The organism is Gluconacetobacter entanii, from assembly GCF_003206495.1.
GTDB classification, from domain to species: domain Bacteria; phylum Pseudomonadota; class Alphaproteobacteria; order Acetobacterales; family Acetobacteraceae; genus Novacetimonas; species Novacetimonas entanii.
Genome location: NZ_NKUF01000013.1, coordinates 20,323 through 46,153, shown reverse-complemented (window position 1 = coordinate 46,153; position 25,831 = coordinate 20,323). Strand labels below are relative to the sequence as shown.

15 protein-coding genes are annotated in these 25,831 nt (G+C 62.1%); 8 read left to right on the top strand and 7 right to left on the bottom strand.

What is annotated here, in order from left to right; all coding sequences use genetic code 11:
• Window positions 1-26: 26 nt before the first annotated feature.
• The 4 genes from CFR72_RS07750 to CFR72_RS07735 form a co-directional block, all read right to left on the bottom strand.
• Complete coding sequence (locus CFR72_RS07750; RefSeq protein WP_146220677.1) at window positions 27-1,217, bottom strand: hypothetical protein; 1,191 nt, start codon at window positions 1,215-1,217, stop codon at window positions 27-29.
• Entirely contained in the window at window positions 1,214-2,542 is a 1,329-nt protein-coding gene (gene gluP / locus CFR72_RS07745) for a glucose/galactose MFS transporter (protein ID WP_110913409.1), read from the bottom strand. Before gluP ends, CFR72_RS07750 begins: the two co-directional genes overlap by 4 nt.
• An 82-nt stretch (window positions 2,543-2,624) precedes the next feature.
• Complete coding sequence (locus CFR72_RS07740; RefSeq protein WP_244182209.1) at window positions 2,625-4,973, bottom strand: TonB-dependent receptor; 2,349 nt, start codon at window positions 4,971-4,973, stop codon at window positions 2,625-2,627.
• Between the two features lie 454 nt (window positions 4,974-5,427).
• Window positions 5,428-6,315 carry an ROK family protein gene (locus tag CFR72_RS07735; RefSeq protein WP_110913408.1) on the bottom strand — a complete coding sequence of 296 codons (888 nt, stop codon included), beginning with the start codon at window positions 6,313-6,315 and terminating at the stop codon, window positions 5,428-5,430.
• A gap of 192 nt (window positions 6,316-6,507) precedes the next feature.
• On the opposite strand from CFR72_RS07735, the gene CFR72_RS07730 reads away from it, so the two are divergent.
• Window positions 6,508-7,647, top strand: coding sequence for an ROK family transcriptional regulator (locus CFR72_RS07730; protein WP_167400329.1), 1,140 nt, complete (start codon window positions 6,508-6,510; stop codon window positions 7,645-7,647).
• Between the two features lie 154 nt (window positions 7,648-7,801).
• Here the strand turns inward: CFR72_RS07730 and CFR72_RS07725 are convergent, their stop codons facing one another.
• Window positions 7,802-9,085 (bottom strand): exo-beta-N-acetylmuramidase NamZ family protein, encoded by a 1,284-nt coding sequence (locus CFR72_RS07725; protein WP_110913437.1) that lies wholly within the window; start codon window positions 9,083-9,085, stop codon window positions 7,802-7,804.
• 36 nt (window positions 9,086-9,121) lie between these two features.
• On the bottom strand, window positions 9,122-11,335 hold the full coding sequence (locus tag CFR72_RS07720) for a beta-N-acetylhexosaminidase (RefSeq protein WP_244182208.1): 2,214 nt from the start codon (window positions 11,333-11,335) through the stop codon (window positions 9,122-9,124).
• Between the two features lie 310 nt (window positions 11,336-11,645).
• On the opposite strand from CFR72_RS07720, the gene CFR72_RS07715 reads away from it, so the two are divergent.
• Window positions 11,646-12,257 carry a TetR/AcrR family transcriptional regulator gene (locus CFR72_RS07715; protein ID WP_110913406.1) on the top strand — a complete coding sequence of 204 codons (612 nt, stop codon included), beginning with the start codon at window positions 11,646-11,648 and terminating at the stop codon, window positions 12,255-12,257.
• A 14-nt stretch (window positions 12,258-12,271) separates the two neighbouring features.
• Here the strand turns inward: CFR72_RS07715 and CFR72_RS07710 are convergent, their stop codons facing one another.
• On the bottom strand, window positions 12,272-13,630 hold the full coding sequence (locus tag CFR72_RS07710; protein WP_110913405.1) for an NCS2 family permease: 1,359 nt from the start codon (window positions 13,628-13,630) through the stop codon (window positions 12,272-12,274).
• A 322-nt stretch (window positions 13,631-13,952) separates the two neighbouring features.
• Here CFR72_RS07710 and CFR72_RS07705 point away from each other — a divergent pair, with 322 nt between their 5' ends.
• The 6 genes from CFR72_RS07705 (at window position 13,953) to glgB (ending at window position 25,798) form a co-directional block, all read left to right on the top strand.
• On the top strand, window positions 13,953-15,056 hold the full coding sequence (locus CFR72_RS07705) for an ABC transporter substrate-binding protein (RefSeq protein WP_244182207.1): 1,104 nt from the start codon (window positions 13,953-13,955) through the stop codon (window positions 15,054-15,056).
• An 81-nt stretch (window positions 15,057-15,137) separates the two neighbouring features.
• A complete protein-coding gene (locus CFR72_RS07700) occupies window positions 15,138-16,145 on the top strand; it encodes a FecCD family ABC transporter permease (RefSeq protein ID WP_244182214.1) in 1,008 nt (335 codons plus the stop codon).
• On the top strand, window positions 16,142-16,927 hold the full coding sequence (locus CFR72_RS07695; RefSeq protein WP_110913402.1) for an ABC transporter ATP-binding protein: 786 nt from the start codon (window positions 16,142-16,144) through the stop codon (window positions 16,925-16,927). The genes CFR72_RS07700 and CFR72_RS07695 overlap by 4 nt, the downstream gene beginning before the upstream one ends.
• Before the next feature lie 155 nt (window positions 16,928-17,082).
• On the top strand, window positions 17,083-20,265 hold the full coding sequence (locus tag CFR72_RS18015; RefSeq protein ID WP_110913401.1) for a maltotransferase domain-containing protein: 3,183 nt from the start codon (window positions 17,083-17,085) through the stop codon (window positions 20,263-20,265).
• A complete protein-coding gene (treS, locus tag CFR72_RS07685) occupies window positions 20,262-23,570 on the top strand; it encodes a maltose alpha-D-glucosyltransferase (RefSeq protein ID WP_110913400.1) in 3,309 nt (1,102 codons plus the stop codon). The genes CFR72_RS18015 and treS overlap by 4 nt, the downstream gene beginning before the upstream one ends.
• Window positions 23,567-25,798: a 1,4-alpha-glucan branching protein GlgB gene (gene glgB, locus CFR72_RS07680; RefSeq protein WP_110913399.1), complete on the top strand. Its 2,232-nt coding sequence runs from the start codon at window positions 23,567-23,569 to the stop codon at window positions 25,796-25,798. The genes treS and glgB overlap by 4 nt, the downstream gene beginning before the upstream one ends.
• Window positions 25,799-25,831 lie beyond the last annotated feature (33 nt).

Genomic DNA, 25,831 nt, shown 5'->3' with positions numbered 1-25,831 from the left:
GATGCGCTGGTGCTGCCCTTTTTGCCCTATGCAGGGGCAGGCAGGCCATCCAGTGCCCGATATATCCAGTTGAGGTTTTCCCGGCGCAGATGACCGAAATTGTAAAAGGCGAAATCCCGCACGCCACGGCGGGACAGCGCCTCGACCTGTGCGACGAAGGCCCCGGCATCGGCAAAATCGCAGGGGGCCGGACGCAGGACCGGGCGCAGGGGACGATCGGCGGGGACGATTTCACGGATGTCCTCGAAACGCGCCAGCAGGGCCTGCGTGTCAGGCCCGTACAGGCAGACCTCCAGCCCGTCACAGGCACGCGACAGGGCCTCAAGGTCACTGCCCTCGATCCATGAACGGACCGGATTGGCCTGAACCGATGGGATGACATGAACCGTTGCATCCGCGCGGACCGCCTCGTGGATGTCGCGCACCAGTGACGTTACCTGCCGGCAGCGCCAGCGCAGGAAGTCACGCAGCGCATCATCCTGCACGATGGCGTGCATCAGCCTGTCTTCCCCTTCCGCTGGCGTCCCATCGCACTGTCGCGCCAGATATGAAGACAGGTGTCCACGCACGCGCCGTCGTAGCCCCGCCGCATTCACGCCCGCACGGGTCGCGCCCTCCATGCAGGCGTCACAGAAGCACAGGCCGAGCAGGGTATCAGGCCATGCATTGGCGGACAGGAGGCTCATTTCATGATGGAAACCATGATGGAACGGCTGCCATCCGGGGGTTTCGAGAATGATGTCGCCAATATACGGATGCGATGCGATATCGCGGCACAGGGCGATGCCATAGGCCCGCACATCCGCGTTCGACGGACACAGGCTGTAGGGATAGCAGTCCCCAAACGCATTATGGCACGCAGCCTGCGGATGGCGCGTGCCAAGGGCGGTATTGTGAAACAGGACCGTCCATGCCGAAATGGCCAGACCATGGTCATGCAGCGTCCGCAGCACATCCATCGGGGGCATCCGTTGGGCCATGATGGGCCGGATGGTTCCATACCTGCCGGGATCGGTCGGCAGGTACACGGCCCCGTCCTGCGGGAAATATACCCGCGCATCCCGCCCATGGGGACGCAGGAACTTTCCCGTATGATAGGCCGCGGCCATGCACAGCCTGCTGATCCCAAGCGCCTTCAGACCGGCGGCAAGGTCGGGCAGGTCGTCGTGGTCCATGATATCCCACGGATAGATGTACAACCCGTGACCAGATCTCATGACTCAACCATCATCACCGGCACGGGGCGCGACCGGTTCCGCCGCTGGATCAGGATATTATACAGCACGATCAGGCAATATGACGGCGCCATCAGCACGACAAAGGCGCTCTGCACCCCCAGGACCGGCATTAACTGCACAAACAGTTGCGGCAGGACCGCACCCCCTGAAAACGCCATGACCAGAAGTGCCGTCGCCTGCGCGCCCCGTTCTTCCACATCGCGGATGACGATGGGAAACAGGGATGGCAGGATCATGGAATTCGCGAAACCGAACAGCGCGACACACATGACCGAAACATATCCCTGTGTCAGCCATGTCAGCACGCACAGCGCCAGGCCGCAGATTGCCGACAGGCCGAGATAACGTTCCTGCGAGAAGACACGCGGCACGAGGAACATGCCCAGGATGTATCCCCCCATCATCGCCGCAAGCGTCAGGGAGGTGAAGAATTTTGTCTGGTCCAGCGGCAGGCCGAGGCTTGCGCCATATGCCCCGATGGCGTCACCGGCCATTACCTCGGTCCCGACATAGACAAACATGCACAGCACGCCCAGCCACAGATAGGTCGGCCCCCGGGGCGTGGTTCTGGCTGCGTCGTCCTGCGTCGCGGGCGGCGTGCTCGGCGTGGCCGAGTTACTGCCGGAGATGTCGATTTCCGGCAGCGAGGAACGCGCAAGCCCCACCGCCGTCACCAGCAGGATAACCGCCATGACAAGGTAGGGCACCTGCACCGCATGGGCGAACTGGTCCAGGATATGGTCGCGCGCGATGGCATCCGGCGCGGCCTTCACCCTTGATGCGATATCGTTGATATTGCGCATCACCAGCATGGCCAGGACGATCGGGGCGACAATCCCCGCCAGTTTGTTCGCCACCCCCATGATCGCGATCCGCTGCGCCGCCTTTTCCGTGGGGCCCAGCAGGGTCACATACGGATTGATCGTGATCTGGAGCAGCGACAGCCCGGCGCCGATGACAAAAAGTCCGGACAGGGCGCCCGGATACCATCGCATGCTGACGCATTCGCCAAAAATCGCAATTCCTACCGCCATGATGACCAGCGCCACCACAAGGCCGCTGCGCAGGCCAGTCTTCTGCGCCAGCAGGGTCGCAGGCAGCGGGAACAGCAGATAGGAAAGGTAAAAACACATCGGCACAAGAAACGCGCTGACGGTGCTCAGATTGAACGCCACCTGAACAAAGGTGATCAGGGGACCATTAAGCCACGTCACAAACCCGATAATGAAGAACAGACACGCAATGACGATGATCGGTCGCCAACCATAGGCGCCAGCGGGACTTTCGGGATGCGATGGGGACAATGAATCCTCCTTGGCCCGTCAGCGGCGACAGCATCCCGAAAGGAATGGCTGCCGCCACAGCAGGCAGTTATCAGAAACCAGCCTATACAGAAACCATCGCGGCAAATGCGCCACCCACAAGATAGACGGGCGAAGACGTCGTTGCCACACCATTACTGCTATACATGTTTCCCGCAACCGTTTTGGTCGGATGGGCGTTGGTGGTGAAGCTCGAACCACCAGACAGGTAGTGGTTGTCACCGATATTCATGATGTTCAGCTGAATCTGCGGGGCCTTTGCCGGACCAAGCTTCTTCAGGCGATAACCCAGCGTGATATCAGAGGTGATATAAGAGGGGATCTTCTGGTCATTCATGAAGGTCGTGTACTGGGAGTCGACATAACGCAGCGCGAAGTTGCCGAAGAAGCGGCCATCATCATAGTTCAGGCCAATGGCCCCCGTGAACTCCGGTGACTCAACCGCCACTTTCCCGGCCGTCGGCAGATAGTTCCCGCCACCAGCGTTGAAGTTGTTGTCCATCGTCGCATGCAGATACTGTCCCGACAGGTACGGGCTGATGTGATGCCAGCGACGCAGGCCGAATTCGAACTGCGCACCACGTGACGTCTGGCCACCGATGTTGATCGGCTCGGAAATCAGCTGGTTGGTGCCAGGGATGTAGTTCATCGACGTGACCTGGTGGTTGGTCATGTTCAGGTTAAACAGGGACACCGCGATGTTGTAGAAACCCGAGTGACGGAAACCGATTTCCTCGCCAATGGAATATTCCGGCTTGAGCGAACCGGGCTGTTCCACCGCATGCGACGAATTGGGATCGAAGATCTGGCTGTAAGCCTCGACCGATGCCGGGGCACGGAAGGCCGTGGTGCCGTTGACATAGATCTGGTCATGCGGCGTGATCTTGAAACTTGCCGAGAACTGGGGCAGAGGTTCGAAATAGTTGCCCGCCTTGTAATAGGGATCAGCACCCGGAACGTTATTGGTGCCCGTCCTGCTGACCATCGCCGCGCGGAAACCGGCACTCAGCGTCAGGCGGTCATGCAGCAGCTTGAGCGTATCGGCAATGAACAGCGTGTTGACCTGCTGCTTGAAGTTTAGGTCATAGCCGGTCAGGATCCGGCCGGTATCCGCGACACGAAGCGGACTGTCGGAATAGGACCCGTCGGCGAACACACGGTTGAAGCTCGAAAGTTCCTGATGGGTGGTATAGTTATACCAGTACCCAATCGACAGCTTGTTATGGCCCATCGTCCAGTCAAGCGATGTATTGAGCGATGCGCTCTTCTGGTCCCACGGATCGATGGATTCCGTCAGGATCGAACCGGTCCCGGTGGGGACACCGGTCAGGCCGCTATACTGCTGGGTGCCCATGTATCCGCCCGTGGTCGGGATGCTTTCCCCACCGTTCGACGGACCGAACTGATGTTCGTAATAGGGCGTGACATGCAGCTTGAGGTTTTTCGTCAGCGTGAAGTGCGACGGCAGGATGATGGTCTGCGCGTTCAGGTTCGTAATGTTCAGGCCATAGAACAGCGGATCATTCTGCGTAAAGTCGCCATGATAGTTGAAGTTGTCACCATACTGCTTCCACTGCGCCAGGGTGGGCGAACGCCATGAGGTCTGCTGCTGGCGGTTATAGGAGAAGATGGCGGAAATACTGTTTCCGTCGCCCCATTCCTTCACGAACTTCGAATCAATGTGATAGCGGAACAGGCCGCCCGGACCACGCCAGTTGTTGTAGCTGGTGTGGGAGAAAGACACGAAACCGCGAATACCGGTATTGCCGATATCACCCGTTTCGTAACGGATGAATTCCTTGTTCGCGCTGTGCGTCCCGCCGGCGAGGTCAACATAACCGCCCTGACGATGTGACGGGTTGATTTCCTGCGACGAAATCTGCCCACCCACCGCGTTGTACAGCGGCGCGTCCATGTCGGGCGACCCCTGGGAGACGGTGACCGAGCCAATATTCTCGGAATCCACCATCATGCTGCTATAGGGCTGGTAATTGATGGGGTCAGCCATCGGCGCACCTTCGAACAGGTACCCGATCTGCGCCTGCGTCATGCCGCGCATGGTCATGTTGTTACCCGTCAGGCCAAACGGATCCTGACTGGAGTAATTGACACCCGGCAGTTCGGCAACAAGCGATGAAATATTGGCCGTCGGCGCCTGCTTTGCAATAAAGTCGCGTGTCAGGCCACTTTGTGAACGCGGGGCGGTCTGTGTCGGCATCAGGCCGCCACCCGGCGTCAGGTTGGTCACGCCGTTCGACGTCGTCATGCCATGGCTGGTCACATGGATCTGTTCGACTTCGGAATGGGGCTGCGCATTGGTCGCGGCCGGCTTTGCAGCCTTTGCCGTTGCGGACGCATGCCCTGCCTTAGAACGTAACGAAGCGTTCGCTCCCCCTTCGCGTGTCGTGGCCACGCCCTGCCCATATGCAGGAACGACAACCAGGCTCGCCAATACAGTACAACAGAGGGATAGATTACGATACGAAACGTTCATGAACGTGAATCCCTGCATTCAGGTGAAAAAGCGGCGAAACAAACGTTTTGTTCCGTTAATGGATAATGACAGACCTATCGAAACCAAAGCAATAGTTCGGAAACCGTCCAATGATAGTTTTGGAATGAAAACAAAGTGGGTGCGGTATTTTTCAGTGCATTTTAGCCATGAAAATAGCCTGAAAATACCATAAAAACGTATCAACTCTTTGTTTTATATTTATTATTTTTCGAAACACACCCAGATTACAGCCCCATCAGGATCGTAGCATTTTTGTCACAATTCCTCCGGGCACCTGCGATGGAGGCCCTAAAGGCAGGCGCCCTGCATTAATTCCGTTGCCAGACAATCCGGGAAAGGAAGCGCCCGCCCCTCAATCCCTGAGCCATGACGCACCGATCAGGCCGGAATCCGCCGGCAGGCTGGCCGGAACGACCAGTACGCTCCCCTGCTCCCGCAGGATGCGATCGCGCACCATGCGGTCCAGCGCCCAGATCAGTTCCACCTGATGCGCCAGCCCACCGCCAACCGGCATGATGGAGGCCCAGGTCACGTTGGCGATCATCGCCAGACCGGCGGACATGCGATCCAGCCAGACATCGACGGTGCGCCGCGCGGAAGCCTCGCCCTCCTGCCAGTTGGCCAGAAGGTCGCGGGCATGCAGCACCTCCCCCCCCAGATGCTGGTGCAGGCGTTCGATCCCACGCGCGCCGCCAATCGTATCGAGGCAGCCATTCTGCCCGCACTGGCACGGCAGGCAGGGGATGGCGTCCGCCCCGGCAGACTGCGCAATGAAGGGACCATGCCCCCATTCGCCCCCCAGGCCGCCACGGCCGATGACAGGACGGCCATGGATGATCAGGCCCCCTCCGACCCCTGTCCCCAGAATGATCCCGAAAACGATTTCATGCCCCTTTCCCGCGCCCTGCATGGCCTCGCTCAGCGCAAAGCAATGTGCATCGTTGGCCACCAGCACATGCCGCCCCAGACGCCCGGTCAGCAGTTCACGCAACGGCACGTCATTGACACAGGGGATATTGGCGGTGCGCGTCTGCCCCGTATCGGGCGCGCAGACGCCGGCAATCGCCATATGCAGCGGAATGGCGGGATCATACCCGGCGGTCATGGTGGCCAGTGCCGAAACAAACCCTTCCAGATCAGAAGTCGGTGTCGGCAGGCGTTGCCGGTGCGCCAGTTGATGGCTGGGGTCGGCTTCCGCAAAATCGATATAGGATCCACCGATATCGGCGCAAAGTATCACCGGATCTTCTCCTGATGGTTATGTATGACGGGCTGATCTCGATACGCAGAACCTGTATCGGTGGCAGGCCGTGCCCACGGAAAAGCATCCGGAATCATTCAATTAACTCACTAAGTTCGACATTCATACTAATTGTCTTCCGGCTTCGTATCAATTAAAAACAATCTACAGGGACAGCCAGTCAGGATGCAGATGTTTACGTCAGGACAATATCGGGTGCTGCGCGCCATCAGCACGATGGGCAATATCAGCAGGACACAGCTTGTAGATATCACGGGCCTGAGCAAGGCTACAGTCTCGACCCTGACGCGTGAACTTCTTGACCGCAACATCCTGTCCGAACGGGAACTGGTGTTCGGGCAGGGACGGCCCGCCATCCTGCTGGGACTGAATGCCGTCTCCGCCTGCTTTGCGGGGGTTTCGCTGCAATCGGACCCCGGACAGATCCTGCTGACGGACCTGCATGGGGAAATCCTGGTCCAGATGGACCTGCCCCGCATATCCGACCCGGACCTGTGCGTGGACCAGATCGCCAAGGCGATAGACGACCTGCTGGAACAGGCAGGTGACAGGGCCGGCCCACTGGGCGGGATCGGCATTGCCATTCCCGGTTTTGTCGCACGCGACAGGCGCATGTGCCTGCGCTCGACAGCGCTGGGATGGCGCAATGTCGATATTGTCACGCCACTCAAGGACCGGATGAAAGTACCTGTCTTTGCTGAAAATGATGCGAATGCGCTGGTACAGGGCGAACATCTGTTCGGCATCCTGCGCGACTGTCCGGATTTCAGCATGATCATCGTGGGCGACGGGGGCATCGGATGCGCCCATATCGTCGATGGGAAACTGCATCGCGGCTTCCATGGCGGTGCGGGCGAAATCTCCCACACAACCGTTTTCTGGCCTGACGGGCGCGAGCCCGAACGCCCGTGCAGTTGTGGCAAGCGGGGATGCCTGGACACCGTTTCTTCGCTACAGGCCATCCGGTCCATGGCGCATCAGCATGGCCTGCCCGGATCACCAGAGGAACTGGAAATGCTGGCGCGCGACGGACATGCCGACGCACTTCGCATCCTTCATACCGCTGGCGGGGCCATGGGACTGGCGGTGGCGCAACTAGTGCAGCTATTCGACCCGAGCCAGGTGGTCGTGCTGCTGGACGAACCGTTCCGTGAAGGCGTATTTGGCGCGGTACTGCGCCAGACCATGGAAACCAACGTCATGCCCCGTCCCGACTGGGAAACGACCCTGACCCTGCGCGAAACGCGGCGTACCGACTGGGCCACGGGGGCGGCTGGCATTGCCACCCGGCAGTTCCTGTTCAGTGAATGAAGGGCCGTTGCGGAAAACCTGCTGACCCGAAGGTTGCCGGATGCGGTCTTTTTTTCAGGAATGACTGTTCTCTTGAAGCTTTTTGGAAAAAGCTTCACCAAAAACTTTCTGTCGTTTGCGCAGGTGCGCGATATTCTTTCCCTGCGCCCCGGATTCAGGAATAAAGCATATATTTCTTCCGTGTTTCCATGAAGCGGGCAAGTTCCGGCTGCCATGACTGGATAATGGCGTCGGGCGCCGTTCCCTGATCAAGTTGGTGACGGACCGTATCCGTTCCCATGAGAAGGTCGAATGTCCGTGCATCCTTTCCCCGCCACGGCACCGAACCCGTCAGATTACGCAGGGTGGACAGCAGCGTCAGTCCCGTCCGCACGGCATCAAACCGTTTGCGATCGGTAATGACGATCTGCAACCCATGGTCCATCGCCCCCTTGTCCACAAATGCCACGGGGGCGAAAGCGACATCGCGGAATGCGACACCGGGCAGCCCGGACTGCTCCATCCGGTCGCGCCACGCCGTCGCATCAAGGCGTGGACCGCCAAGATAAAGGAAAGGCATCGCCGTGCCACGGCCAACCGACAGGTCCGTCCCTTCGAACAGGCACGTCCCGGGATAGGCGATCGCCGTCTGCACTGTCGGCATGTTCGGGCTGGGCGGAACCCATGGCAGGTCCGTCTGGTCAAAGAACAGGTCGCGCGTCCATCCCTTCATCCCGACATGGCGCAGTTGCACGGGACGACCGGACACCGTGGGAATGAAACATGCGTTGAACAGGCTGGCGAGTTCGCAGACCGTCATGCCATGCTGGATGGGGATGGCCTGCCGCCCGACAAACGAGGCAAAGCGCGGATCCAGCACCGGACCACCCACGCGGGTTCCCGAAATGGGGTTGGGCCGGTCAAGCACGACATAGTCAATCCCCAGTCGCGCGCACGCCGCCATCGTGTCATAGAGGGTGGAGATGTAAGTATAGAACCGCGCCCCGACATCCTGAATGTCAAAGACCATCGTATCGATGCCGGAACTGCGGATGATCGCATCAAGCCGGGGGCCGGACACGTTATAGATGTCATAGACCATGACGTCGGTCTTCGGGTCCCGGGTCAGGGCCTCTGACGAACCTGCGGGGGCGGACCCGCGAAAACCATGCTCCGGCCCGAAGATGGCCTGTAGGTTGATGCTGGCATCGGCGTGGATGATATCGGCGATATGATGCAGGTTGCGGCCAACACTGGTCGGATTGGCAATCAGCCCGACCTTGCGCCCCCGCAGCAGCCCATAACCGTCGGCGCGCAGCCCCTCGAACCCTGTCTGGACCGTATGCACGACATCGGTGTCGCAGGCAGGATTTTTTGCAAATGCCCCCCGGACGCCCGAAAATCCGCCCCCACACAGGGCGATCCCGCCCCCTATGACCACCCTGCGCGTCAGCTTCATGAAAACAGCCATTTCATAGGCCCGGCATTACAGGGATCAATGCGCGTGGTTCACCAGCGCATGCAGGCCCGGCAGGATATCGATCAGCAGGCCCGAAGGGGGCTGGTCATGCGTATAGGACGCAACGGCATCCGCGCACCCGGCAAAAGTGGCGTCCTGCTGGGCCAGCAGCCTGTTGACGCGCTTGTGCCAGTGATGGCCATGGCTGCGATGCTTCCTGATCGCCTCCAGCCCGACACGCGCCACGGCGGCCAGTTGCTGCGACACAGGGCGCGCATCCTGCAAAAGCGGCGTCGTCGCAACGGCGGCATATCCCGCATCATTGGCCAGGTACAGCTTCAGCATCTGCCGCAGCGGAACGGCAAGGTCCTTTTCCCCCGCGACGTAACGCGCCGCCATGTCATTGAACCTGTTGGCCTCGAAACTGTCCGGGGCGGCAATCGCGCCCGGTGCGTTCAGCATGGCGTCGCCGCTGTGCGATGCCAGCCTGTTCATGGCGTAATTGCGCACGGGGCTTGTCACCGATGTCAGCACCTGCAGCGGGCCGACATTGCCCGGCGTCAGGCGCGCGATCATGGCGTTTTCATGCGCGCTGGCCTGCAGGCCCGTCGCCTCCAGTTCATGCTGGATCACGGGCAGGCGCTTTTCCATGTCCGCCACGTCCCGCACCGAGGCATCGGACCAGAACCGTTCGGCAATCGCGGCCGAACGCGGCCACAGGCGCGCATCGACCATCTCATCGGAAACGATTTCACTCCACAGCGGGGCTTCACCACCAAGGACCAGTTTCTGCTGCGCGGCGGTCAGGGGCTGCACGTTCGGGTCGAGCGCGAAGGCGTCGATCATCGGTCCCTGCCTTGGCCGCGCACGCGCGACTTCCTCAGGCGACAGGCCGACCGCCTTGGGGTCATAGGGATCGACCTTGTAATGCTCCGACGACGGATTCAGCAGGTCGAGATAGTAGCCCGAAGACACCACCACCGGATGCCCCGCCTGTGTGGCCGACGCGATCCATTTCGACCCACGCCATGCCTCCACCACGACATCGCGCGGGATCGGGGCCTCGCTGACCTCATCCCAGCCCATCATGATCTTGCCCTGCCGTGCCAGCGCACGCTCCACCTGCGCGGTAAACGCGGCCTGCAGCGCCGGGGCATCGGCATAGCCGTGCTTCTTCATATAGGCGACGATGGCGGGATTTTCGTTCCACTGCCTGGGCGCCACCTCGTCCCCGCCGGAATGGAAATAGTGGTCGGGGAACAGGCGGCCCATTTCGGCATAGAGTTCCGTCGCGAACTTCAGTGTCTGCGGCTTGGTCGGATCGAACGCGGCGTTGTTCAGGTTATAGACCTTGTTGCAGATCGCCTTGGTCTTGACCGTGTTGATGGTGATCGAACAGGGGGATTCCCGCTCCTCCGCCGTGGGGACATGCTGGGCCGCCAGTTCGGGATAGGCCTCCAGTATGGACAGCGTATGGCCCGGCACATCGAATTCCGGCACGATGCGGATACCGCGATCGGCGGCATAGGCCACGATGTCACGCACCTGCGCCTGGGTGTAATACTGGTTATGGCCACCAACCTGATGCAGGCGGGGGAAGCGGAGGCTTTCGACACGGAAACCGGTCCCGTCACTCAGATGCCAGTGCAGGACGTTGAGTTTCGTCAGTTCCATGGCGTCAAGCTGACGCTTCATGGTCTCCACCGACATGAAATGACGCGACACGTCGATCATCACGCCACGCCATGCGAAACGCGGCGCATCGTCGATCGTGGCCTCGTGGATGACCGGCCCCTGCGGCGTCTGGACCACAAGCTGCAGCAGCGTCGCCAGCCCGTGCACCACGCCGGCAGGGCCATCGGCATCGAGGCTGATCCCGTTCTGCGACGTGACGTTCAGGGTATAATGTTCACGTTCATGCACGCTCAGGTACGCAGGATCGACCCTGCTGGAGATACGCAGCACAAGCGGCGTGCCGCCAGCGGACGTGGCGCCTGCAAGCATCGCGAAGCGGGCGGAAAAACGCTCTGCCGCGCGGCGGAGCATCGGCGTTGGCCTGCCCGCCCATTCGATACGCACCCCACCCGTGGCCGCGACATCCTGCCCCGACAGGGTGACGGAATGCGGGCGCGGCATCAGCGCAACGGACGACGTATCGGCCAGCGCGGGCGCGCACAGCGAGGCAAGCAGCGCCATGGAACTGCAGGCGGCATGCAGGAAGCGGCGGGAGCGGTGCAGGATAGGAAGCATCAGGCAAAAATCTTTCCGTTCTGGGAATCCGGGGGCCGGCTCCACAAAAAACCGGGGTGGCGGCATGTGCGATAATCCATTACTGGCACGCCCCATTTTGTTCGGAAAGTAAAATAAATTGGTCCCATCCGCATGAAATTGCGTGCTCTTTGCACAGGACGGACGCCACGCGCCCAAAATGCGCGCGGGACGGCGCGGCGGATTCAATCACAAATCCACGCCACACCACAAAATGAACTACCAACCTGCGAGATATGCTTTATAAAGATAGATTGGCAATGCAACAAATCGATACGAGGCATAACCATTCATGCCCACCACCGCTTATTCCGATGGCTCCCGGCATGGAAAGCGCACCAAGGTCCTGCACGCCGCACGATGGCTGTTCAACCGTGTCGGTTACCAGAGCGTGAGCGTGGATGCGATCCGCGTCCGTGCCGGCGTGACCAAGGCCACGGTCTTTCGCCATTTCCCGACCAAGGACACATTGGTGTCAGAGGCAATCGCCACGCACATCCACCAGATCGAGGATGAACTGGCGCTTGCGATCAATGAGCAGCAGACGCCGCTGGCGAAGATCCGGGCGATTTTCGACTGGTACGACGCGCTGTTCAGAAGCGATGATTTCCACGGGTGCATGTTCATGCATGCCGCCGCCGAATACCGCCGCCGGCATGACGAGATCACGCAACTGCTCCAGGCGCAGAAGGACAGCATGTGCAGCGCCTTCAGCCAGCTTCTGCAGGCCGGCGGGATGGAGATCGAGACCGCGACGACGCTGGGCCGCACGCTGTGCATGCTGCTCGACGGGGCGATGGTCCAGGCGGAGATGTGCGATAATCACGATGCCGCTCGTGAGGCATGGTACGCGACATCGCGCCTGCTGCTGGCCCACTGTTTCATGGGCGAGGACGATTTCTGAACCCCGGCGTCCGTTCAGCCCTGCATGCCGCTTTCAAGCCACAGGAAGACGACGAACACGATATCCAGCCCCACCAGCATGGGCGTCAGCCGCCACCACTGCCGCCGCCCCAGAAGCAGGAGGGTGTGCAGCAGCAGGCCACAGGCCAGCGCCAGCATGAAATTCCCCGTCATGAGGGTGATCACCACCATCAGCAGGGGGGAGGCAAGGTCATCAAGGGCGTGCGTCTGTGGCGATGCCAGCGTGGACAGCATCCCCACCCCCACGACAATCAGCACCGGGCCGGTGGCGACCGCGGGAATGGCGGTAATCAACGGCCAGAAGAACGACGACACGGCGAACAGCACCGCAACGACCATGGCGCACAGGCCCGTCCTGCCCCCGGCTTCCACCCCCACAAGGGATTCCAGATAGGCCGAGACCGTACTGGTGCCGAGGCTGGCCCCGATCACGCTGGCGGCCCCATCGGCGCAGAAGGCCGAACGCCCCAGCGGCAGCGGCGGCCCGCCCCTGCCCTGCGTTGCACGCTGGGTAACGGCCATCATCGTCCCCGTTGCATCGAAAAAGTCGCTGAGGAAAAAATACAGCGTAACGGGAAACAGGACGAGGATGTTCGCGAAAAACCCATGGAAATCAAACGCGAACAGCAGGTGATACGGATAATGCGGCCAGTCGGAGACATGCGCGGGCAGGCGTGTCAGCAGCCTGCCATCAGGACCATGCACGAACAGGCCCGCGCAGCTTGTCACGACGATCGACAGCAGCATCGCCGCAGGCACCCGCAGGTATGACAGCACCATCGCAAGCGCCAGCCCGCCCAGCGCAAGCTCAACCGCAGGCTGGCGCAGCAGGCCAAAGGCGAAACCATCGTGCGAGGGCACCAGCAGGCCGCTGGTCGTCATGCCGATCCGCACGATGAACGCCCCGATGGCGCAGCGGATGCCGCAGACGACAGGTTCGGGAAACCCGTCGATGATCTTCTGACGCCATGACGTCAGCGCCAGCAGCACGAAGACGATCCCGCCCAGGAAGACCATGGCGAAGGCGACGGCCGGACTGATGCCCATATGCATCACGACGACCTGTGCGAAGATGATGTTGCTGCTCATCGCCGGGGCCAGCGCGATCGGCAGGTTGGCCATCAGCGCCATCAGCAGCGTCCCGCATACCGATGCGGCGATGGTCGTCATGATCATGTCGTGGTGGTCCAGTCCCGCCATCGACAGGATGGCCGGGTTGACCGCCATGATATAGGCCACGGCGCCAAAGGTGGTCACCCCGGCCACGACTTCCCGCCCGGGGGTCGAACCACGTCGCGAGATGCTGAAATACCGGTCGAGCCACCCGCCCGCACCACGTATCGCCTGCCTCACGCCGCCATTTCCTTCATTGTCGCCCGACCTTTTCCCACTGGCTGCATATGGTGTGCAGAGGCATGCATTACGGATTTCAGTAGACCACCCCCATGCCAAAGTCGAATGCAGATATATGCACACCGTGTTCTGATAATCTCAGCGCCGGGCGCGCCGGGCATCCGGTCATGGCGGCGGCCGAAAATTGACAATGATAACAATTATCATTATCAGCACACCCTGCTCAGGAATTCCCCGTGCATATCGTGCGTATGGCGACAGCGGGGCAACGCAAGGCAGGAAAACCGGCATGAAACGAATTTTCCATCGGTGCGGACGTGTAATGACGGCCCTCCTCGCGGCCATTTCGCTGACCGGCGGCCTGTGCGCCACGCAGGCCCACGGCGCCACCATTACGGACATGGCGGGACGCACGGTTGAAATCCCGCAGGACGTACACCGCATCATCCTTGGCGAAGGGCGCCTGATCTATGCGCTCGCCCCGCTGGAGCGCGCACACCTGTTCGACCGCATCGTCGGCTGGCAGGGGGAATTCCGTGGCGCCGATACCCAGAGTTATGACCAGTATGTCGCCCGTTTCCCTGCGGCGGCCAAGGTCGCGCTGATCGGCAAGACCACGGCCGATACCGTCAGCCCCGAAAAGGTGCTGGACCTGCATCCCGACCTTGCCATCCTGACGGTTTCCGGGCACGGCCCCGGCGCGTCAAGCGAGCTTGTCAACCAACTGGAGGCCGCGCACATCCCCGTGGTATTCGTGGATTTCCGCGCCAATCCCCTGCATGACACCATCCCGTCGATGCGTATCCTCGGCACCGTCCTGAACCGCGAAGCCGAAGCACGCGAATATATCGATTTCTACCAGTCGCACCTTGATCGCATCACCCGGACCGTTGCCACAATCCCGGCGGACCACCGCCCCAGGGTCTTTATCGAGATGCTGGCGGCGATGCGTGAAAGCTGCTGCCACACGGCGGGCAAGGGCAACATGGGCGCGTTCATCGAGGCCGCGGGCGGCAACAATATCGCAGCCCCCCTCCTGCCCGGATATATCGGTGACATCTCGCTGGAAAAGGTGATCGCGTCGAACCCCGACATCTATATCGCCGATGGCACCAATGGACCGAAAGCGGCAGGACCGGGACTGCGCATGGGGGCGGAGGTCTCCCCCGAACTGGCCCGCTCCTCGCTCAGGGCGGTGGAGGACCGGCCGGGGATTTCCACCCTGCGCGCCGTAACCGGCGGCCATGCCTATGGGCTGTGGCATGCCTTCTACGACTCTCCTTACAATATCCTTGCGGTGGAGGTGATGGCCAGGTGGTTCCATCCCGACCTGTTCGCGGATATCGACCCCGCGAAGACGCAGAAGGAACTTTATGACCGTTTCCTTCCGGTCCCGCAGACGGGCACATTCTGGATCACGCCCTGAGGCCGCATGAGCAGTATCTCCCCCACCCCCATCACCAGGCGCAGTCTCGATACAGGCGACATCCACGCTCTGTACCGCGCGATGTTACGGCGGCGCGTGCTGGTCATGGCGGTCATCACGGGGCTGATCGCATGTTCCGTGACGCTGGATTTCGCGCTGGGCCCGTCGGGCCTGTCGCCCGCGCGCCTGTTGCATATCCTGCTGCACCCCCATGACGCCCCTGCGGGTGAAAGCGTGATCGTCTGGCAGATCCGCATGCCCTATGCCCTGATGGCGATCTGCGTGGGGGCTGCCCTTGGCCTGTCGGGGGCGGAGATGCAGACCATCCTTGCCAACCCGCTGGCCAGTCCGTTCACACTGGGCGTTTCGGCGGCGGCGGCGTTAGGGGCGTCACTTGCGATCATCCTGCAATGGCATATCCCCGGCGTGCCGGAAACGTGGATCGTCTCCACCGATGCCTTCGTGTTCTCGATCGGGTCGGTCTTCCTGCTCGACCTCGTCTCCCGCCTGCGCGGGTCGGGCACGGGGACGGTCGTCCTGTTCGGCATCGCGCTGGTCTTCATGTTCCATGCCCTTGTCTCCCTCCTGCAGTTCATCGCCAGCGAAGACGCGCTGCAGGACCTCGTCTTCTGGACGATGGGCAGCCTGACACGTGCGACATGGCCCAAGATCGGCATCCTTGCCGCCGCGTGCGTGCTGATTGCGCCGCTGTCGTTCCGCGCGGCATGGCGCCTGACGGTCCTGCGCATGGGCGAGGAACGCGCCGCAAGCCTGGGGGTCGATATCCCGCGCGTGCGGCGTGCGGCGCTGCTGCGGATCAGCATCCTGTCCGCGCTGGCGGTCTCCTTTGTCGGGACGATCGGCTTCATCGGACTGGTCGCCCCCCACATCGCGCGCCGCCTGCTGGGGGAGGACCACCGTTTCTACCTGCCGGGCAGCATGCTTGTCGGTTGCCTCATCATGTCGCTGTCATCGGTTGCCGCGCGCAACATCATTCCCGGCGTCATCATCCCCACCGGCATTGTCACGGCACTGGTGGGGATTCCGTTTTTCCTGACGATCGTCCTGCGCCGGCAGGGCCTGTCATGAGCGAAAGTGGACTGTCCGCGCAGCATGTCAGCGTAAGTTACGGCCGCCGCACCGTGCTGCATGACCTCAACCCCGCCCCGTTTCCCTGCGGGCGCGTCTGCGCGCTGCTGGGTCCGAACGGCAGCGGGAAGTCAACATTCCTGCGGGCGGTGGCGGGGATCGTGCCTTCACCGGCCGTCATCACGCTCAACGGCATGGAACTGTCGCGCATGCCACTGACGCAGCGCACGCGCCACTGTGTCTACCTGCCGCAGGCGTTACCTGCACCTGTGCATCTGCAGGTGCTGGAATCCCTGATCGCCGCGCGCCATGTCAATGGCATGCAGGCCATGGGCGAAACCGGCGTGATTGATGAAACCCTCGAGACGCTCGCCACCTTCGGGATCGAGGACCTGGCGATGCGCTACATGGATGAACTCTCCGGCGGGCAGCGACAGCTTGTGGGCCTCGCGCAGGCGCTGGGACGGCGGCCGGAGGCGATGCTGCTTGACGAACCGCTCAGCGCGCTGGACCTGCATCATCAGTTTTCGGTCATGGATATCGTGCGGCGCACGACGGCGGCGCGGGGCATCGTGACGATGATCGTGCTGCATGACCTCAACATCGCCGTGCGCATGACCGATGACGCCATCATCATGCGTGACGGACGCCTGATTGCCGCAGGCCCCGCCCGCACGGTCATCTCGCCCGACCTGCTGCAACAGACCTACGGCATCCATGCCCGTGTCGAAACCTGCTCCCGCGGGGAGCCCTTCGTCATGGTGGATGGCACCCTCGACTGATCCCGTTTCCGGCATGAAACACGGATTTGTTATCCTGTTTTCCCCTGCCCTGTCCGTCCTTTTTCCTGACTTCGCCGTTCTGAGCCTATCATCGGGTCGCCCTGCCCATCCGGGATCGCGGCCCGCCGATACGCAAGCCCGAAGAAAGAACCGGCATGGTGTCAGGCAATCCGCAACCGCATGTCCACACCAGCGATGACGACCTGCCGTCATGGTCGCCGGTCATCCGCTACCTGCCCCCCGCGGCGATAGGACGGCCAGAGGGTTGGGCACGGCTGCTGGCGCGCGCGGCCGCCAGCGGTTTTACCGACCTGCTGGTTGCGCCCCTGTTTGCCGCGACCGGGGATCCGTTCCTCGTATCCTCCCATTCCGAAGGAAGCGCGGACCTGTCATGGGATGTCCCGTTCGCGACGGGATTGCGCCAGTTATGTGCCGCGGCGCGCAAACATGGGATCGCCATCCTGCTCGACCTGCCGCTTGACCGGATGGCGCGGGATGGAACGCTTGCGCGCCAGCATCCCACATGGTGCCTGCCGGATCATGACCCGCGTGCCGCCAGATGGGATTTTGCCGGACATTCCCAGGAAATCCTCCGATACTGGGCCACGGTCCTGCGTCCTCTTCTGGAGGCAGGCGTGGCGGGGTTCCGCTGTGACGCACCATGGGATGTGCCTCCCGAAATGCTGCGGGACATCATCCGCTCCTCGCACGCGATCACACCCGCATGCCGCTGGATCGCATGGACGGCGGGCCTGTCCCCCGACATGGTGCGTCAGGTCGCCCTGAGCGGGGTGAACATGGTCAGTTCCTCTCTCGCATGGTGGAACCGGCGCGATCCGTGGTTCGAGGCGGAATGGGCGCCCCTTCCCCCCGGTGTCGGGCGGCTTGCATGTCCGCAGCCCCTGCCCGGCGGGTCGGCCCCGCTGCCGCCGTGCGATCAGGTGGTCATGAACCTGCGCCTGTGCGGGGCAACCGGGGATGGCCTGCTTGTTGGCGCAGACGATGATGACGGGCAGGACATCAGGGTGCGCGATGCGATCATCGCGGCGGGGCGGATGATTGCCATGCGACGTGGGAAGACGCTGCCACGTCCCATGCGCCTGACATCCGCCGACGCACCGGTCACGGTCCTGGCGTTCCACACGGAGCGTTATACGCGGCTGGTCCTGGCGAATGCGTCCTTAGGGCAGGAGGCCTTCCTCCCCATTGCGACCCTGCCGCTGGATCCGGCGGCGTTCGGGCCGATTGATGGCGATATCGCGGTCGCGCACCAAATCCGCAAGGGGCGGCTTGGCCTGCGTGCGGGCGAGGTACGGGTGCTGGAGGGCGCGCGGCAGCATGCGCCGGTCATGACCCATCCCTCCCCGGATGCGCGCACCGCCGCACGCCACAGTCGCATCGTCATTGAAAACGTCACCCCCGCCATCACCCCCTCCCGGTTTTCCGCCAAGGCGGAAATTGACACCCCGGTCATGGTGGAGGCCGATATTTTCATGGACGGGCATGACCTTCTGGCGGCCCGCCTGTGCTGGCGCGCCATGGACACGGCCTGCTGGCGGCATGAACGCATGGAGATGATCGGGAACGGCCGCTGGCGCGGTTTCATGTATCCGGACCGGATCGGCCCATGGGAATACACGATCACGGCCTGGGTGGACAGTTACGCCTCCGTTGCGCGCGCCCTTGAGAAGAAACAGGCCGCAGGCCGTGTCAGCGCGCAGGACGTGGAAGATGCGCGCCTGCTGATCCACGCCGCCGCAACGGACGCGCATGATACGGAGCGCCAGCAGTGCCTGCACCTTGCGCAAATACTACCGGACCTGCCGCAGGAGGAGGCGCTACGCCTGCTGCTTTCGCCACAGGTGCGCACCCTGATGGCGCATGTCGCAAGACGGCCATTCCTGACGCAGCTTCCGGCCCCCGTCCCGATCTTCGTGGATCGCCGCGCCGCGCGATATGGCAGTTGGTATGAACTGTTTCCCCGTTCGCAAAGCCCCGTACCGCACCAGCACGGGACCCTGCGCGACGTCATCGCGCGCCTGCCCCATATCCGCGACATGGGCTTTGACGTGCTCTACTTCCCGCCCATCCATCCGATCGGTCGCCTCAATCGCAAGGGGCGCAACAATGCCCTTCATGCGGACGCGGACGATGTCGGCAGCCCGTACGCCATCGGATCGGACGAGGGCGGGCATGACAGCATTCATCCGCAGCTTGGCACCTTCAGCGATTTTCGCGACCTGAACCAGGCGGCACGCGCGCACGGCCTGGAACTGGCGATGGATTTCGCAATCCAGTGCGCGCCCGACCATCCGTGGGTCACGCAGCACCCGCAATGGTTTGACCACCGCGCGGACGGATCGATCCGGCATGCGGAAAATCCGCCCAAGACATATGAGGATATCGTAAATGTCGATTTCTATGCCGAAGGGGCCATCCAGTCGCTATGGCTGGCCCTGCGCGATATCGTGCTGCTGTGGATCGGTGAAGGTGTGCGGATCTTCCGCGTGGACAATCCCCACACCAAGCCCCTGCCGTTCTGGGAATGGATGATTGCCTACATACACGCGCTTTATCCGGAAACCATCTTCCTGGCGGAAGCTTTTACCCATCCCGGCATGATGTACAGACTGGCAAAGGCGGGATTCACGCAATCCTATACCTATTTCACGTGGCGCAATGGCAAGGAAGACCTGATGTCCTACATGACGGAGATCACCAGCGCGCCTGTCTGCGACTTTTTTCGCCCCCATTTTTTCGTAAACACGCCGGATATCAATCCGTTTTTCGTGCAGGACAGCACGCGCGCCGCACATCTGATCCGCGTGGCGCTGGCCACCACGCTGTCGGGCCTGTGGGGCATGTATGAGGGGTTTGAACGGTGCGAGGCAACGCCCATTCCGGGGCGCGAGGAATATATGGATTCCGAAAAGTACCAGATTCGGAAGCGCGATATCCAGCACGGACCCGACATCATAGCTGAAATCACCATGCTGAACGCGATCCGCCGCGACCACCCCTGCCTGCAGACGCACCGGGGCGTGCGTTTTTACAATATGTTCAATGACGCCATTATATATTTTGCAAAGGGCATGACCGACATGTCCGATGTCGTGCTGGTCGCCATCAACCTTGACCCCGCCCGCGTGCAGGAAGCCGATTTCGAAGTTCCCCTGTGGGAATGGGGATTGGCGGACAACGCCTCCATCCGGGTGCATGACCTGGTGCATGACCGGCACGGGACATGGCACGGAAAGATCCAGCACATCCGCCTTGATCCGCACGACCTGCCATTCGCGATCTGGCATGTCCGCCCGGTGGAAGGACATGAAGCATGACAGGACACGTCCCGGCACAGGCAACCGACCCGTTATGGTACAAGGACGCGGTCATATACCAGGTACATGTCAAATCATTCTTTGATTCCGACAATGACGGGATCGGCGATTTCCGTGGCTTGACCTCACGGCTGGACTACATCGCCGACCTTGGCGTCAACACGATCTGGCTGCTGCCGTTCTATCCCTCGCCGCGTAAGGATGATGGCTACGACATTTCGGCCTATCGCGCGGTGCATCCCGATTACGGCACGATGGCGGACGTGCGCCATTTCATCAACGCCGCCCATGCACGCAACATCCGCGTGGTCACCGAACTGGTGATCAACCACACATCGGACCAGCATCCATGGTTCCAGCGCGCGCGCAAGGCGAAACCAGGATCGGTCGCACGCAATTTCTATGTCTGGTCCGATACCGGCACGGAATATGCCGGTACGCGCGTCATTTTCTGCGATACGGAGATTTCGAACTGGACGCGCGACCCGGTGGCGGGGGCATTTTACTGGCACCGTTTCTATTCCCACCAGCCCGACCTGAATTTCGACAATCCGCATGTCCTGCGCGCGATCCTCGGGATCATGGCGTTCTGGCTGAAACTTGGTGTCGATGGGCTACGCCTCGACGCCATTCCCTATCTGGTGGAACGTGACGGCACCAGCAACGAGAACCTGCCCGAAACCCATGCCGTCCTGCGCCGTATCCGCGCCGCACTGGATGCACGCTTTCCCAACCGCATGTTGCTAGCCGAAGCGAACCAGTGGCCGGAAGACACGCGGGAATATTTCGGCAATGGCGATGAATGCCACATGGCGTTCCATTTCCCGCTGATGCCGCGGATGTATCTGGCCATGGCGCGGGAGGACCGCTTTCCCATCACCGACATCATGCGCCAGACACCCGATATCCCCCCGACATGCCAGTGGGCGATCTTCCTGCGCAACCATGACGAACTGACGCTGGAGATGGTGACCGACAGCGAACGCGACTTCATGTGGAACGCCTATGCCGCGGACCGGCGCGCGCGCCTCAACCTTGGCATCCGCAGGCGCCTTTCCCCCCTGCTGGAACGTGACCGGCGGCGGATCGAACTCCTCAACAGCCTGCTTCTGTCGATGCCCGGAACGCCGGTCGTCTATTACGGCGATGAAATCGGCATGGGCGACAACATCCAGCTTGGCGACCGCGATGGCGTGCGCACGCCGATGCAGTGGTCGCCCGACCGCAATGGCGGCTTTTCGCGCGCGGACCCCGAACGCCTTGTCCTGCCGGTCATCATGGACCCGCTTTACGGATATGCCGCCGTCAATGCGGAGACACAGCGGCGCGACCCGTTCTCGCTGCTGAACTGGATGCGGCGCATGCTGGCGGTGCGGGCGCGTTCGCATGCGTTCGGCCGGGGCACGCTGACGTTCCTTTCGCCGGGCAATCGCAAGATACTGGCTTACCTGCGTGAACATGAGACCGACACCATCCTGTGCGTCGCCAACCTGGCACGCTCCGCGCAGGCAGTGGAACTTGACCTGTCGCTGTTTGCGGGGCGGGTTCCGGTGGAAATGATGGCGGAAAGCGTCTTTCCCCCCGTGGGGCAACTGCCCTACCTGCTGACCCTGCCGCCTTACGGCTTCATGTGGTTCCGCCTGTGCAGCGTGACGGAAAACCCGACATGGCATGTCCCGGCCCCCGAACCCCTGCCGGAATTCCGCACGCTGGTCCTGCGCCGGTCCCTGCGCGAACTGACCGACGCGCCCCTGCGCACGGTCATGGAAGGGGAACTGCTGCCACTCTATCTGGCGATGCGGCGATGGGCGTCCGCGCGGGGACATGCGATCGACCATATCCATATGACCGAGGCCATAACGCTGGGTACGCAGTTCCTCCTGTGCGAGATCGCGGCAACCACGGGCGAGCGGGAGGCCAGCTATTTCCTGCCGCTGGGCATCGCGTGGGATACGGACAGCCTGCCCGCCCTGCCGCAGCAACTGGCCCTGTCGCGCGTGCGCCGCGGCAGGCTGACCGGATACCTGACCGATGCGTTCGCCCTGCCCGCATTCGTTGCCGCCATGCTGAAGGCCATGGCGGAGGAAACCCGCCTGCCCGCGCGTGAAGGCGAGGTCATCTTCCGCCCCGCCGACGCCTTCCGCACGCTTGAACTGCCGCCTGACGCACCCATCCACTGGTTGTCCTCCGAACAGAGCAACAGTTCCCTGATCGTGGCGGACAAGGTGGTCCTCAAGCTGATCCGCCAGCCACATGCGGGCCTGCATCCCGAAGTGGAGATGACGGAGTTCCTGACACACAGGGGCGCGCGCGGCATCGCGCCCTTCCTTGGCGAAATGCTGCGGATGGACCCGCAGGGCACGCCCCATACACTTGCCATCATGGAGGGCTTCATCGGCAACCAGGGCGACGCATGGAGCTGGACGCTGGGCTACCTGCGCGGGACGGCCACCGACCTTGCGCTCAGTGGGGAGGAACAGGTCGGCATGCGCGCCGAACATGTCGCATTCTTCCGCACCCTTGGCCAGAGGCTGGGCGGCATGCACGCGATCCTGGCGCAGGACAGCGACAATCCGGCCTTCACCCCCGAACGGGTGGGCGCGGATGATATCGCCGCACTGGCCGCCACCATCCATGAGGAGGTCGTGCGTGCGCTCGACGTCCTTGCCGGTATCCACGACTGGCCACATGCCGAGGATCAGGCGCGCGCGGCCGCACTGCTGGCGGGGCGGGACGCGCTGCTGGCACAGGTCAGCACGCTGGCGTCCGCAGGCGTCGGGACGCTGCGGACACGCATCCACGGGGATTTTCACCTGGGCCAGGTGCTGGTGGTGGAAAATGACGCCGTCATCATCGATTTCGAGGGGCAGCCCCTCACCCCGCTTGCCGAACGGCGGAAAAAGGCAAGTCCGCTGCGTGACGTGGCGGGACTGCTGCGTTCGATCGCCTATGTCGCCGATACCGCGCGCCTTGCCGACAGCGATACGACCAGCCACCCCGCCGCCGAACAGTCCGCCGAGCGGGCAACGGAATATGTCAGCGCATTCCATGACGAGGCCTGCCGGACCTTCATGGAAGGATGGCGCGAAGGAATCGGGGAAAGTGCGACGGCCCTTGGCACGGAACAGGCGCGATCCGCGCTGCTGCATCTGTTTGTGATGGAAAAGGCGGCCTATGAAATCCGTTACGAGGCCGCGAACCGCCCGACATGGATCGGCACGCCGATCGCGGGACTGCACCAGTTCCTTGACCCGCCCCCCACGCAACCCCCTGTAAAACCCTCAGCACAAGGAGAACGGCCGTGACGGAACATCTTCCCACCCTTCGCGCCGGGCATGATGCCGACGCCCGGCTTGAAGCCCTCCTGTGCGGGCGGCTTGGGGATCCCTTTGCATTCCTTGGCCGCCATCCCGGCGAGGGGGAGGATATCATCCGCGTGTTCATGCCCGGTGCACGCGCGGTCACACTCGTCAACGCCGCCCCGTCCAGGCGCGGCCGCCGCAAGGGGCCTGCGGAATGGCCGATGGAGCAGGTCCATCCCGGCGGCGTCTTCATCGGCCATGTCCCGACCGGCACCCCCTACCGCCTGCGGGTGGAATGGGAAGGCGGCGTGCAGGAGACCGAGGACGCCTATGGCTTTGGCCTGCTGCTGGGGGATTTCGACCTGCACCTGATCGCACGTGGGGAACATCAGGACCTGTACCGCGTGCTGGGTGCGCACGTCATGGAAATCGGGGGCATCAGTGGCGTGCGCTTTGCCGTATGGGCCCCCAATGCGCGCCGTGTCTCAGTCGTGGGGGATTTCAACATGTGGGACGGGCGCCGCCATCCCATGCGCCTGCGCCATGAACATGGGATATGGGAACTGTTCATCCCGCGCATCGGGGCCGGAGAGCGCTACAAGTTCGAGATCCTTGACGCGCAGGGGGACATGCTGCCGCTCAAGGCCGACCCGCTGGCCTTTGCGGCCGAGGTCGCGCCCGCCACGGCCTCCGTCGTTACACCCACGATCGATTTCGACTGGTCGGACGATGCATGGATGCATACACGCGGGACACGGCAGGACATCAATGCCCCCATCAGCATTTATGAAATCCATGCCGGATCATGGCGCCATGCGCAGGCAGGTCATGTGGACTGGGACGAACTGCGCCTGACATTGCTGCCGTATGTGGTGGAGATGGGGTTCAGCCATATCGAACTGATGCCCATTGCGGAATATCCCTTTGGCGGGTCATGGGGATACCAGCCACTGGGCCTGTTCGCGCCGTCCGCCCGGTTCGGGCCGCCCGACAGCTTCGCCCGGTTCATCAATGCCTGCCACCTGGCGGGGATCGGGATCATCGTGGACTGGGTGCCGGCGCATTTCCCGACCGACCCGCACGGGCTGGCGCGTTTCGATGGCAGCGCCCTTTATGAACATATCGACCCGCGCGAAGGATACCATCCCGACTGGAATACCCTGATCTACAACACCGGACGGCGCGAAGTCAGCGGGTTCCTGATCGCCAGCGCCCTGTTCTGGCTGCATCAGTACCATATCGACGCCCTGCGCGTGGATGCCGTCGCCTCCATGCTGTACCGCGATTACAGCCGCGCGCCGGGGGCGTGGATCGCCAATGTGCATGGGGGACGCGAAAACCTTGAATCCATCGCCTTCCTGCGGCACCTGAACGCAACCGTTGCGGTGCGCTCCCCCGGCGCCATCATGATCGCGGAGGAATCCACCGCATTGCCCGGTGTTACGCGCGCCGTCAGCGAAGGCGGCCTGGGCTTCACCTTCAAATGGAACATGGGGTGGATGCATGACACGCTGGATTACATGGGCCATGACCCGATCCACCGGCGTTACCACCATAACGAAATGACGTTCGGCCTGCTTTATGGATTTTCGGAACATTTCATCCTGCCCCTGTCCCATGACGAGGTCGTGCATGGCAAGGGATCGCTGATCCAGCGCATGCCGGGCGACACATGGCAGAAACATGCGAACCTGCGCGCCTACCTTGCCTTCATGTGGGGACATCCGGGCAAGAAACTTCTGTTCATGGGCGGGGAACTTGCCCAGCGGGAGGAATGGAATCACGAATCCCAACTGGCCTGGCACCAGCTTGACACCCCCGAGGGCAACGGGGTCCGGCAGCTTATCCGTGACCTCAATCACCTGTACCGCACCCATCCCGCGCTTTACCTGTCGGACGGTAACGCCGAAGGGTTTGCATGGCTGGTGGGAGATGATTACGAAAACTCGGTCTTTGCATGGATCCGGCGGAGTGCCGGCACACCCACGATCATGGTCGTATGCAACATGACGCCCGTGCCGCGACATGATTACTGCATTGGCGTGCCGCATGCAGGAACGTGGCACGAAATCCTCAATACGGACAGCAGCCTTTATGGGGGATCAAATGTCGGCAATTATGGCGGCATACAGACGCGGCCCCATGCCGCGCACGGACATTCCTGCTCCGTCAGCGTGTCGCTGCCACCCCTCGGGGCCCTGTTCTTCCGCCACGAAGCGGAACAGGCATAAAACCTTCAAAAGTTTTTGGTGAAGCTTTTATAG